This is a genomic window from Bradyrhizobium tropiciagri (assembly GCF_018130505.1).
GTDB lineage: Bacteria > Pseudomonadota > Alphaproteobacteria > Rhizobiales > Xanthobacteraceae > Bradyrhizobium > Bradyrhizobium tropiciagri_B.
This window is the reverse complement of sequence record NZ_JAFCKH010000001.1, coordinates 135,147-147,711: the sequence shown is the minus strand read 5'-3', so window position 1 is coordinate 147,711 and position 12,565 is coordinate 135,147. Positions and strand designations below refer to the sequence as shown.

General features: G+C 66.1%; 11 protein-coding genes. 3 read left to right on the top strand and 8 right to left on the bottom strand.

Annotation, left to right across the window (positions count from 1 at the left end; translation table 11 throughout):
- Positions 1-3 precede the first annotated feature (3 nt).
- Positions 4-783, bottom strand: coding sequence for an SDR family NAD(P)-dependent oxidoreductase (locus JQ633_RS00590; protein ID WP_211981270.1), 780 nt, complete (start codon positions 781-783; stop codon positions 4-6).
- Positions 780-3,095 (bottom strand): bifunctional salicylyl-CoA 5-hydroxylase/oxidoreductase, encoded by a 2,316-nt coding sequence (locus JQ633_RS00585; RefSeq protein WP_211981263.1) that lies wholly within the window; start codon positions 3,093-3,095, stop codon positions 780-782. Before JQ633_RS00585 ends, JQ633_RS00590 begins: the two co-directional genes overlap by 4 nt.
- A gap of 683 nt (positions 3,096-3,778) precedes the next feature.
- Here JQ633_RS00585 and ilvD point away from each other — a divergent pair.
- The gene (gene ilvD, locus JQ633_RS00580; RefSeq protein ID WP_211981261.1) at positions 3,779-5,626 is read left to right on the top strand and encodes a dihydroxy-acid dehydratase; all 1,848 of its coding nucleotides are present in this window, start codon (positions 3,779-3,781) and stop codon (positions 5,624-5,626) included.
- Between the two features lie 97 nt (positions 5,627-5,723).
- Here the strand turns inward: ilvD and JQ633_RS00575 are convergent, their stop codons facing one another.
- From JQ633_RS00575 to JQ633_RS00560, 4 genes are all read right to left on the bottom strand, one after another.
- The gene (locus JQ633_RS00575; RefSeq protein WP_211981260.1) at positions 5,724-5,939 is read right to left on the bottom strand and encodes a hypothetical protein; all 216 of its coding nucleotides are present in this window, start codon (positions 5,937-5,939) and stop codon (positions 5,724-5,726) included.
- Positions 5,940-6,294: 355 nt separating this feature from the next.
- Positions 6,295-7,344 carry a hydroxyacid dehydrogenase gene (locus JQ633_RS00570; RefSeq protein WP_211981259.1) on the bottom strand — a complete coding sequence of 350 codons (1,050 nt, stop codon included), beginning with the start codon at positions 7,342-7,344 and terminating at the stop codon, positions 6,295-6,297.
- Between the two features lie 15 nt (positions 7,345-7,359).
- The gene (locus JQ633_RS00565; RefSeq protein ID WP_211981258.1) at positions 7,360-8,256 is read right to left on the bottom strand and encodes an amidohydrolase family protein; all 897 of its coding nucleotides are present in this window, start codon (positions 8,254-8,256) and stop codon (positions 7,360-7,362) included.
- A 4-nt stretch (positions 8,257-8,260) separates the two neighbouring features.
- On the bottom strand, positions 8,261-9,226 hold the full coding sequence (locus tag JQ633_RS00560) for a Bug family tripartite tricarboxylate transporter substrate binding protein (protein WP_211981257.1): 966 nt from the start codon (positions 9,224-9,226) through the stop codon (positions 8,261-8,263).
- A 172-nt stretch (positions 9,227-9,398) separates the two neighbouring features.
- On the opposite strand from JQ633_RS00560, the gene JQ633_RS00555 reads away from it, so the two are divergent.
- A complete protein-coding gene (locus JQ633_RS00555) occupies positions 9,399-9,953 on the top strand; it encodes a thiamine pyrophosphate-binding protein (protein WP_211981256.1) in 555 nt (184 codons plus the stop codon).
- A gap of 8 nt (positions 9,954-9,961) precedes the next feature.
- Positions 9,962-10,564 carry a thiamine pyrophosphate-dependent enzyme gene (locus JQ633_RS00550; protein WP_211981255.1) on the top strand — a complete coding sequence of 201 codons (603 nt, stop codon included), beginning with the start codon at positions 9,962-9,964 and terminating at the stop codon, positions 10,562-10,564.
- 194 nt (positions 10,565-10,758) lie between these two features.
- Here the strand turns inward: JQ633_RS00550 and JQ633_RS00545 are convergent, their stop codons facing one another.
- Both JQ633_RS00545 and JQ633_RS00540 read right to left on the bottom strand, forming a co-directional pair.
- Positions 10,759-11,820, bottom strand: a complete 1,062-nt coding sequence (locus JQ633_RS00545) for a ketopantoate reductase family protein (RefSeq protein WP_211981253.1) — start codon at positions 11,818-11,820, stop codon at positions 10,759-10,761.
- 248 nt (positions 11,821-12,068) lie between these two features.
- Positions 12,069-12,455: a DUF1236 domain-containing protein gene (locus JQ633_RS00540; protein ID WP_211981252.1), complete on the bottom strand. Its 387-nt coding sequence runs from the start codon at positions 12,453-12,455 to the stop codon at positions 12,069-12,071.
- Positions 12,456-12,565 lie beyond the last annotated feature (110 nt).

The following is a 12,565-nucleotide window of genomic DNA, read 5'->3' as shown; positions in this document are numbered from 1 at the left end:
CCTTCACCCGGTAAGGACTTCGCCGCCGGCGACCGCGACGGCTTGTCCGTTGATTGATGCTGCGCCTTCGGACGCGAGCCAGAGGATGGCATCGGCCACCTCCTCCGGCGTCACCAGCCGCTGCATCGGATTGACCTTCGCCAACGCCGCGCGCGCCTCGTCCTCGCTGCGGCCGGTCTTGGCGACGATGTTGGCGGTGGCGTCCGCCACCAGCGGCGTGTCGGTATAGCCGGGGCAGACCGCGTTGATGGTGACGCCGCGCCGCGCATATTCCAGCGCCAGCGAGCGCGTCAGGCCGACGACGCCATGCTTGGCCGCGACATAGGCCGGGACATAGGCATAACCGGTGAGGCCCGCGGTGGAGGCGACATTGATCACCCGGCCGCGGCCACGCTTGGCCATGCCTGATAGCACCGCCTGCGTCACCAGAAAGACGCTGGTGAGATTGCTCGCGATCATATCCGCCCACAGCGCCGCATCCGTCTTGTCGAACGGCGCGCTGCCGGCCTTGCCGGCATTGTTGACGAGGATATCGATCGGGCCGGCCGCGGCCTCGATCTGCGCGACGCCCTTGCGCACCGCCGCTTCAACCGTCACGTCAATCGCGACGACGGCGCCCGCCTGCTCGCCGAGCATCGCGGCGGTCGCCTTCAACGCATCGATCCGGCGGCCGGCGATGCTGACGCGCACGCCCGATTTGGCGAGCGCGATAGCGGTCGCGGCGCCGATGCCGGAGCCGGCGCCGGTGACGAACGCATGGGCGTTGGGCCAGAACCGCGTCATGCCTTGCCTCCGGCGGCTGCGCGTTCGAGGTTGGCCTCGTATTGCGGCTTGCCCGACAGATACTGTTTCGGCCAGGCGATCGACTTGACGCCGATCTTCGCGGCCTCGTGCAGCGTCCAGGCGGGATCGGCGAGATGCGGCCGGGCGATGGCGCAGAGATCGGCGCGTCCGGCGGCGATGATCGAGTTGGCGTGATCGGCTTCCGAGATCGCGCCGACCGCGATGGTGGCGATGCCGAGCTCGTTGCGGATCTTGTCGGCGAACGGCGTCTGGTAGAGCCGGCCGTAGACCGGATGATCATCGGCCCAGACCTGACCCGACGAGCAATCGATCAGATCGGCGCCGGCCTCCTTGAACAATCGCGCGAAGGCGAGCGCGTCCTCCGGCGTGTTGCCGCCCTCGGCCCAATCGTGACAGGACAGCCGGACCGACATCGGCTTGTCCGCCGGCCACACCGCGCGGATCGCGCGGAACACCTCCAGCGGATAGCGCGCGCGGTTCTCGATCGAGCCGCCATACGCATCGGTGCGGCGATTGGTCAGCGGCGAAAGGAAGCTCGACAGCAGATAGCCGTGGGCGCAGTGCAGCTCGAGAATATCGAAGCCCGCCTTTGCCGCGCGCATGGCCGCGGCGACGAACTGGTCACGCACCTCGTCCATCTCGGCGCGGGTCATCGGCTCCGGCACCTGGCCGTCAGGCAGGTAAGGAACCGCCGAAGCGGACACCAGCGGCCAGTTGCCGTCAGGCAGCGGCGCGTCCATGCCTTCCCAGGCGACGCAGGTCGAGCCCTTGCGGCCGGCATGGCCGAGCTGGATGCCGATCCGCGCTTGCGAATTGCCGTGCACGAAGTTGACGATGCGCTTGTAGGCCGCCGCCTGTTCATCGTTCCACAACCCGCAGCAGCCGGGCGTGATCCGCGCCTCGGGCGAGACGCAGGTCATCTCGGTGAACAACAGGCCGGCGCCGCCGAGCGCGCGGGAGCCGAAATGCACCAGATGGAAATCGCTCGGCACGCCCTCCTCCGCCGAATACATCGCCATCGGCGAGACGATGATGCGGTTGTTGAGCGACAGGCCGCGGATGTGGAACGGGGTCAGCATCGGCGGCGTGACGCGGTCGTTGCTGACAGGCACGCCGTTGCGCTCGGCGAACCAGCGCTCATAGCCTTCCAGCCAGGCCTTGTCGCGCAGCCGCAGATTCTCGTGGCTGATGCGCTGCGAGCGCGTCAGCAGCGAATACATGAACTGCTCCGGCTCCAGCGTATCGGCATAGCGCGAGCCGGCCACCTCGAACCATTCCATGGCGTTGCGCGCCGCGTTCTGGATCCGCGCCACGTCGACCCGGCGCAGCGCCTCATAGGCGGCCAGCACCGCGGGAATGTTCTCCTTCGCGGCGCCGTGGATCTTGAACTGGTTGGTCAGCTCGATCGCGTCCTCCAGCGCGAGCTTGGTGCCCGAGCCGATCGCGAAATGCGCGGTGTGGGCGGCATCGCCCATCAGCACGACATGGCTGCTGCCGTTGAACGCCGTCCACTTGCCGCAGATCAGCCGCGGGAATGACAGCCAGGCCGAGCCGCGCAGATGGCGTGCATTGGAGACCAGCGAATGTCCCTCGAGTATCTCGGCGAACACGTTCTCGCAGAACGCGATCGACGCGTCCTGCTCCATCTTGTCGAGACCGTGGGCGAGATAGGCCTCTTCGGTGGTCTCGATGATGAAGGTCGCTGCGCCCTCCTCGAACTTGTAGATGTGCGCCTGGAACCAGCCGTGCTCGGTCTTGCGGAAGTCGAAGGTGAAGGCGTCGAACGGGCGCTTGGTGCCGAGCCAGATGTAGCGGTTCGGCCGCATCTGCATGTCGGGCTTGAAATCATCGGCGTATTTGACGCGCAGTTTCGAGTTCACGCCGTCACAGGCGACGATCAGATCGGCGTCGGGAAATTCGAGATCGGAATTCACCTCGCGCTCGAAGATCAGCTCGACGCCGAGTTCCTCCGCCCGCGCCTGCAGGATGTTGAGCAGCCGCTTGCGGCCGATGCCGACGAAGCCGTGGCCGGTGGTGCGCATGCGGCGGCCCTTGATCAGGACCTCGATGTCGTCCCAGTGATTGAACGCCTGCTCGATCGTGTCGGCGGTGGTCGGATCCCATTTGCGCATGTTGTCCATGGTCGCATCGGAGAACACGACGCCGAAGCCGAACGTGTCGTACGGCCGGTTGCGCTCGACCACGGAAATCCGGTGCGCAGGATCCAGCATCTTCATCAGGATGCCGAAATAGAGCCCGGCCGGCCCGCCCCCAATGCAAACGATGCGCATGGCGATCTCCCGTTTGGCGGCGCCGGGGCAATGCTCTCCAGCGTGCCGATGCCGGATATTATTTTATACTTAAAATAATTGTCAAGGGTGGTGGCGCCCCAACCCCACCGTCGTCCTGGCGAATGCCAGAACGACGGTCGGTTGGTTTCGCATCGCCCGCCACACAACCCGGCGTCATCACCCGGCTCGACCGGGTGATCCAGTATTCCAGAGGCAGTCGTTGTTGAACCGAGAGGCCGCGGCGTACTGGATCGCCCGGTCGAGCCGGGCGATGACGGCAGTGGTGCGGCCCGACTTCAAGCAGACCCGTAGCCCGGATGAGCGAAGCGATATCCGGGGCCGCAACTGACACCGCTCCCGGATGTCGCTTCGCTCGTCCGGGCTACAGGGTTCTGCGGCTCCGCCCGCCACACAACGCGGCGTCATCACCCGGCTCGACCGGGTGATCCAGTATTCCAGAGGCAGCAGTGCTTGAGCCGAGAAGCCGCGGCGTACTGGATCGCCCGGTCGAGCCGGGCGATGACAGCGGTGGTGGGGACGCAGCTTCGCACTCTCGCGATCGCGCCTGTCAGCGGGGTTCAGCCATGCGGTTCCGCGCTTGAATCAACGGCCTCAGGCAGGCATAAGGAACGCCGTCTTCCTAAAAAAGCGCCCATAGCCCAAGGATTTGAGAAGGATTTACCATGCCCGCCTATCGCTCCCGCACCACCACCCACGGCCGCAACATGGCGGGTGCTCGCGGCCTCTGGCGCGCCACCGGCATGAAGAACGAGGACTTCGGCAAGCCGATCATCGCGGTGGTCAATTCCTTCACGCAATTCGTTCCCGGCCACGTCCATCTGCAGAATCTCGGCCAGCTCGTCGCACGCGAGATCGAGAAGGCCGGCGGCGTCGCCAAGGAGTTCAACACCATCGCGGTCGATGACGGCATCGCGATGGGCCATGACGGCATGCTCTACAGCCTGCCCTCGCGCGAGCTGATCGCCGACAGCGTTGAATACATGGTCAACGCGCATTGCGCCGACGCGATGGTGTGCATCTCCAACTGCGACAAGATCACGCCCGGCATGCTGATGGCGACGCTGCGGCTCAACATCCCGACCGTGTTCGTCTCGGGCGGCCCGATGGAGTCGGGCAAGATCCTGCTCAAGGGCAAGAAGCGCGCGGTCGACCTGATCGACGCGATGGTCGCGGCCGCCGACGCCAACGTCACCGATGAAGAGGTCGAGGTGATCGAGCGCTCGGCCTGCCCGACTTGCGGCTCCTGCTCCGGCATGTTCACCGCGAACTCGATGAACTGCCTGACCGAGGCGCTCGGCCTCGCGCTGCCCGGCAACGGCTCGGTGCTGGCAACCCATGCCGACCGCAAGAGCCTGTTCGTCGAGGCCGGCCATCTGATCGTCGACCTCGCCCGCCGCTACTACGAGCAGGACGATGCCAAGGTGCTGCCGCGCAATATCGCGAGCTTCAAGTCGTTCGAGAACGCGATGACGCTCGACATCGCGATGGGCGGCTCGACCAATACCGTGCTGCATCTGCTCGCCGCCGCGCGCGAGGGCGAGGTGCCGTTCACGATGGCCGACATCGACCGGCTCTCGCGCAAGGTGCCGGTGCTGTGCAAGGTCGCCCCTTCGGTGCAGGACGTCCACATGGAGGACGTGCATCACGCCGGCGGCATCATGGCGATCCTCGGCGAGCTCGACCGCGCCAAGTTGATCACGACCGAAGGGCCGACCGTGCACAGCGCGACGCTCGACGATGCGCTGAACCGTTGGGACGTGGTGCGTACCACGAGCGACAAGGTGCGCAATTTCTACATGGCGGCACCGGGCGGCGTGCCGACCCAGGAAGCCTTCAGCCAGGATCGCCGCTTCGACGAGGTCGATCTCGACCGGGCCAAGGGTGTCATCCGCAGCGCCGAGCATGCCTATTCCAAGGACGGCGGTCTCGCCGTGCTGTTCGGCAACCTCGCCGAGGACGGCTGCATCGTGAAGACCGCCGGCGTCGATGAGAGCATTCTGAAATTCTCCGGCCCGGCCCGCATCTTCGAGAGCCAGGACGCGTCGGTCGACGCCATCCTCGGCAACAAGGTGAAGGCCGGCGATGTCGTGCTGATCCGCTATGAGGGTCCGCGCGGCGGCCCGGGCATGCAGGAGATGCTGTATCCGACCAGCTATCTGAAGTCGAAGGGCCTCGGCAAGGCCTGCGCGCTGATCACCGACGGCCGCTTCTCCGGCGGCTCGTCGGGCCTGTCGATCGGCCACGTCTCGCCGGAAGCCGCCGAAGGCGGACTGATCGGTCTGGTCGAGGAAGGCGACGTCATCGAGTTCGACATCCCGAACCGCAAGGTCAACCTCAAGGTCGACGATGCCGAGCTGACGCGCCGCCGTGCGGCAATGGTCGCGAAGGGCAAGGCGGCCTGGAGGCCGGCCGCGCCGCGCAAGCGCGCGGTGTCGACCGCGCTAAAGGCCTATGCCGCATTCGCCAGCAGCGCGGCCAAGGGCGCAGTGCGCATCCTGCCGGAGGAATGAGCGGCAGCGCCCGGCCGCGCTGGGCTTCGGTCGCGCCGCACCTCTCCCGCAAGCGGGAGAGGAAGTACGTGTGCATGTAGTTGCTATTCGACCTGACTCAGGTCACGTGCAAATCGGCCGCTTCGATCCGGACGCGGTCGGCACGCAGCGACCAGTCGCACAGCGACTGTTCCTGACAGAATTTGATCTTGGCCATTTCGGTGGCCTGACCTTCGCTCAGCGCGTCGATCTCGAGCGCGCCCTGGCAGACCTCGCGCTGGCGGCCATTGCCACCGAGCACGTCCTTCATGAAGTGGACGACGAAGCGTGACATGGAACCCTCCCTGCTGAAACCGGCAGAGCCCGGGGGTCACGCATTAGCACGGTCGCGAGGTCGAGTTGAGTTAATTCGACGCGAAACCGTGCGCCTGTTCGCAGTGGGGATAACTCCGCGCCGCCCTCGGCTAAGCCGTCGATATCGCGGAGGAAATAACATCGGACTGCGGCGCAGTTCCGCACCTTCACCGTGCCCGCACAAGCAGATCGGGTTCCCCCTGGGCAGATCAGGCACAGTTTCGGAATAATGGAATAATACATCTGAGTTGCCCGACATGTCAAGTTGCTGGCAGCCGCCGGCTACTTTGCATGGGGTTGTTCTCGCTGTTTTGACCGTGCGCCCGGCGACGGGGCTACCCCGGCATAAACCCGAACGCTTTCTCGAACCGCTTCGCATACACCGGCCACACTTCCGGATTGATGATCCGCGGCGGGCGCTTGCCGTCGAGGGCGTCGAGCAGCTGCTCGGCGGCGATGCGGCCCATGTTGATGCGGGCCTCGCGGGTGACGCCGGCGGTGTGCGGGCTGGCCAGCACGTTGTCGAACTGCAGCAGCGGATGATCCGGCGGCGGCGGTTCCTTGGCCCAGACGTCGAGCCCGGCGCCGGCGATGCGCTTTTCGCGCAGCGCCTCCTCAAGCGCCTTCTCGTCATGGATGAAGCCGCGCGCGGTGGTGACGAAATAGGCGTGCGGCTGCATCAGCGCGAATTCGCGGGTCGAGATCATATTCCGGCTCTTGCCGTCCAGCGGGCACGAGATCGAGACGAAATCCGAACGGCGCAGGAGATCGTCGAGCTCGACCTTCTCCCCACCCCGCTTCGCCATCTCCTCCGCGGTGAGATAGGGATCGTAGGCGATCACCTTCATGTGCAGCAGGCCCTTGCACAGCTCGGCGATGCGGCGGCCGACATTGCCGAGACCGACGATGCCGACGGTCTTCTCCTTCAGCTCGTTGCCGATCAAATCATTGCGGTTGACGTTGCGCTCGCGGCGTAGCGTCCGGTCCGACTGGATGATGCGCTTCGACAGCGTGAGCATCATGGCGAGCGCGTGCTCGGCGACCGAATTGGCATTGCCGCCGGACTGGTTGACGACGAGTACGCCAGCCTTGGTGCAGGCCTCGACGTCGACCGGATCGAAGCCCGCGCCGTTCGAGGACACGACCAGCAAGTTCGGCGCACGCTTGAGCAGCTCGGCATGGGCATGGAAGTGCGGCGCCAGCTCGTCGCGCGCGGCGCCGATCTGGTAAGCATGCGCATCGGCAAGGATCGGCGCAAACGTCGCCTCCGGCGTCTCGTTCTCGATCCGGTCGAGCCGGACGTCCGGCCGCTGCTTCATGATGTCGACGTAGATCTCGTGGGCGAGGTATTTGACGTAGAACACGCGCTTGTTGTTGACGGTCATGTCTGCGGGCAGCTTTCAGTTGGGGAAGCCATAGAGTCGTGCGGGATTGTCGACGAGGATGCGCTGGCGGTTCGTGGCATCGGGCGTCCATCGCTGGAACAGCGTCAGCAGGTGGCCGGCGTCGGGCATCTCGCCCTCGACCCGAGGATGCGGCCAGTCACCGCCCCACACCAGCCGTTCAGGGTTGGCCGCGACCAGCGCTTCGTGGAACGGCCGCGCATCGGGATAGTCCGGCGCCCGCTGGCTGAGGCGATGCGCGCCCGACAGCTTCGACCAGCACCAGCCCTCGCCGAGGGCGCGCAGCAGGCTCTGAAAGCCCGCGGTGTTGACCCCAGCACGCGCGTCGGTGCGGCCCATGTGATCGACGACGACCGGCATGCCCAGCGCCTTCAGCGTCGGGATCGTCGCCGGCAGATCCTTTACATCGATCCAGAGCTGCAGATGCCAGCCGAGTTCGGCCATGACAGGCGCATGGGTTTCGGCGACGCTCAACGGGATGCCGCCGCGATAGTGCAGCTGCCCGTCGCGGAAGAAGTGATTGAAGCGCAGCGCGCGGACGCCGAGCACATGCCATTGCCGCAGCGTGCCCGGCGCGACGTCGGCATCGGCGACCGCGACGCCGCGCAGCCGTGCCGGCTCGCGCTGCAGCGCATCCAGCATCGCCGAATTGTCGCGGCCATGCGCGCTGCCCTGCACCAGCACGCCGCGCGCGAAGCCGAGCGCATCGAGCATACCGAGATAGTCCTGCAGCGGCGCGTCCGGCGGCGTGTAGCTGCGATCGGCGGCATAGGGGAAGCGGTCCGCCGGGCCGAACACATGCGCATGCGTGTCGCAGGCCTTCGGCGGCAGCTTTTCGCCGGGCGGCGTCACCGGACGCGGCGGCAGGCAGGCGGGAATCTCTGACGCAGCCATCAGTTCATTCCGCCTTCATGCCGGCGGCCTTGATGATCGGGCCCCATTTGTCGTAGTCGGCCTTGATCTTGGCCGCGAACTTGTCCGGCGCAGAACCGATCGGGATCGCGCCGAGCTTGCCGAGCCGCTCCTTCACCGCATCGGTGTTCAGCGCCGCGACGAAATCGCGCGAGATCTTTGCCACGAGATCGGCGGGCATGCCGCCGGGACCGAGCAGGCCCCACCACACCTCGGTGTCGTAGCCCGGCACGGTCTCCGACATGCTCGGCACATCGGGCAGGAACGGCGCACGGGAGCCGGTCGTCACCGCGAGCGCGCGCACCGTGCCGGCCTGCAGCTGTCCGACCGATTCAGGTCCGTTGTTGAACGACATCGGAATCTGCCCGCCGAGCAGATCGTTGATCGCGGGCGCGCCGCCCTTGTAGGGGATCGGCTCCAGATTGATCGTTGCCAGGTTGTTGAGCAGCTCACCGGCGAGATGCGTCGAGGTGCCGTTGCCGGCATGGGCGAACGACAGGCTGCCGGGCTTCGCCTTCGCCGCGGCGATGATGTCGCCGACCGACTTGAACGGCGAGTCCGCGCGCACCAAGAGCACGTTCGGCGACGACGCCAGCAGCGAGACCGGCGAAAAGTCCTTGAACGTGTCGTAGGGCAGCTTCGGATAGAGGAACGGATTGGTGGCGTGGCCGCTCGCCACCATGATCAGATTGTAACCATCGGGCGCGGAGGTTGCGATCGCCTGCGAGGCGATCACGCCGCCGGCGCCCGGCCGGTTCTCGACCACGATCGACTGGCCCCAGCTCTTTGAGACGACGTCGGAGAGCGTGCGCGTCAGCACGTCGACGCCGCCGCCGGGCGGATAAGGGACGAGAATGTGAACGGCCTTTGACGGGAACGGCTGGGCCGATGCGACGCCGGCCGCGAACATCGCAGCCAGCCCAATGGCCGTCCGCCAGATCCATCCGGCCATGCACGCCTCCCGTCGTTATCGTTGCCGTCTGTATCGCATGTCGGACCGGCAGCCGGACCGCCGAATTCCGCAGATCGCGTTGCGGCCGGGGCATGTTGACAATCGCATGCGCCGCGTCAAGTTTTGGCCCTCGCAAGCGGCCGTTCAGCGTCGCGCGTTCAGGGAGAACAGGATGGCTGCCGCCACGGAACAAAGCTCAGCCCAGGGCACAGCGCCGACCTGGCACGGCATCGTGCTCGAGACACTGAAGCGCAACGAGATCCGGCTCACGCCCTATGTGCCCGACAAGGTGCTGACGCCGCTGATCAAGAACCTGCACGCCGATCCCTATTTCAATACGTTTCCGACCGCGCGCGAGGAAGAGGCCGTCGGCATCGTCTCCGGCGCCTGGATGGCCGGGATGCGCGGCGCGGTGCTGATGCAGACCTCGGGCTTCGCCACGCTCGCCAACGTGCTGGCCTCGCTCGCGGTGCCCTACCAGATTCCGCTGATCATGTTCGTCTCCGAGCGCGGCACGCTCGGCGAGTTCAATTACGGCCAGGCGCTGGTCTGCCGCACCATGCGCCCGGTGCTGGATTCGCTCGCGATGGAGCACCACACCATCACCCGGCTCGACGAGCTCGAATTCATCGCCGACCGCTCGATCAAGCAGGCCATCACCACCCAGGCGCCGGTGGCGCTGATCCTCAATCCGCTGCTCACCGGCGGCAAAGTGTTCAACAAGTGAGCGCAGCCATGACCAACACACAAGCGCGCAACACCAAGGTGATGAACCGCTTCGATCTCACCCAGCGTCTCGTCACGAAGCTGAAGGACGAGGCCGTGATCGGCGGCATCGGCAACACCAATTTCGACCTCTGGGCCGCCGGCCATCGACCGGAGAACTTCTACATGCTGGGCAGCATGGGCCTCGCCTTCCCGATCGCGCTCGGCGTCGCGCTGGCGCAGCCCAAGCGCCGCGTGTTCGCGCTGGAAGGCGACGGCTCGCTGCTGATGCAGCTCGGCTGCCTCGCGACCATCGCCACGCTGGCACCGAAGAACCTCACCATGGTGGTGATGGACAACGGCATCTACCAGATCACCGGCAGCCAGCCGACCCCGGCCGCCGGCCATACCGACCTCATCGCGGTCGCAGTGGCGAGCGGCCTTGCCAACTCTTCCTGGGCCGCCGACGAGGATGATTTCGAGCGCCTGATCGAGCAGTCGATGAGCGCCACCGTGCCGACGCTGATCGGCGTCCGCATCGACGACAAGCCCGGCACCGGCACCACACGGCGCGATCCGGTGCAGATCCGCGAGCGGTTCATGCACGGCATGGGCGTGAGGCAGCCGTTGTAGGCAATCGACTGCCGCAAGTGCTATGACGTGGAGCAAGCCTGCCGTCTCACTCGCTGTCATCGCCCGGCTCGACCGGGCGATCCAGTATCCCAGAGACGCCTGTATTTGAGCCGAGAGGCCTCGGCATACTGGATACCCCGCATGCGCGGGGTACGACACGGAGCGAGAGGCGGGTTTAGCTGCCCAACTCTACCTCAGTTCATCCGCAGCTCAGTAATATGCTTCGGATCCGCCTTCAGCTCCCCGCGCTCGACGCGCTTGACGATGTCGGTCAGCGCAGCGTTGGCGGCGCAGGCGATGCCGAGCTTCTCGCCCTCGCGCACCACGAAGCCATTGAGGAATTCGATCTCGGTGCGGCGGCCCTTCTGCATGTCCTGGCCCATCGAGGGGCGCTGCGCGGATGAGGTGCGTTTGGAATCCTTGAAGCGCTGCTCGTCGCAAGCGTGTATTGCGGCCTCGTCCCCCTCGCCGGCGCGGGCGATCGTCTCCGGCGGCAGGTGCAAGACCTCCTCGAGCTGATAGCCGTGGGCCTGGCCGACGCGGATCGCCTCGCTGCCGAGCCGCGTCGAGAAGCGGCGCAGCGGCTCGCTCGCAAGAATCTCGCCACCCGGCAAGCCGGTGCAGGCCGACAGCCCGTTCTGCATCGCGTTGGCGACCAGTTTTGACCAGCGCTCGCCCCAAAGGTTTTCGGTCACCTTGGCGCTGTCGGAATAGCCGACCAGGCGGCATACCTCCTTGGCGCGCGCCGTGATGCGGCCGTGCACCTCGCCGGCGCGAAACACGGTGTGCGCCGCGCCGCCCTTGCCGGCGCCGCGATGGATGTGGCCGGGCTCCGGCAGATTGACCGTGATGCTGCTGGCGATGCAGCCGAGCGTCTTGCCCCAGCCGACCACGCCGGCGATGGTCTCCTCGTTCATGCAGTTCTGCAGCGACACCACATAGCCGTCCGGCGCGAGGTATTGCCGGATCAGCATGGTGGCCCAGGCGGTGTCGTAGGATTTCATGCAGACGAAGGCGATGTCGACCGGCCGCTCCTTGGCGAGCTGCTGCGCGTCGGTGACGTGCAGCGCGCGGACCGGGACCGAGAATTCGGCGACATCCATCGCGTGGGTGACGCGCAGTCCGTGCTTGCGCATGTGCTCGACATGCTCAGGCCACGGATCGATGAAGGTGACGTCCTCACCCGCCTGCACCATGTGCGAACCGGCGTAGCCGCCGACGGCGCCCGCCCCGACGATTGCGATCTTCCGACCCATATTGTCCTCCCCAGGATTTTTCGGCGGACGCAGGTCGCGTCATCCGTTTGGGGCAGTCTATGTGATCGGACAGTCAGGCCAAGCGGGCCCAGCATGCCAAAAGCGCGGCCGTGCCATGCCGCTGGTCATGGCGGAGCCGAAAAATGATCCCCGCGGGCCGATGAGCCCGCGAGGATTGTTGTCATCCGTTATTGCGAGCGAAGCGAAGCAATGTTTGGCGCCGCAAGCGGGAGCATGGCTTTGTCGCGTCAGTCGATGACCCTGATCACCCGGCGGGTGCGCGGCTCCACGATCACACGACGATCGTTGACGATCGCGTAGCGATACTCCTTGTAGCGCGGCACCGGATGCAGCACGACCGTGTCGGGCAGCGGCTCGCCGACCACTACGCGCTCGCGCACCACCACCGACGGCTCGTCACGTGGGATCGCGCCGATCACTGCGTTCGGGATTTCGAGACCGGCGCCGACGGCTGCACCAACCGTACCGCCGACGATCTCGCCCACGGGGCCTGCGATGTCGTGACCTGCCCGCGCGCCGTTCGCCGCCCCCGCAGCCGTGGTCGACTGCGCAAGGGCCGAACCGGACGCGAGCAGCGACGCGGCAACAAGGGAAACGGTAAGACGCTTGTTCATGATTCTCTCCTCCGGGTTGACCGATGCCCCTCAACATCCAGAGGTATGAGAACGTTCCGGTTCCGACGCGGGTATCATCATGCGCGAGACGCGGTTCCGCCGGTTCCAGG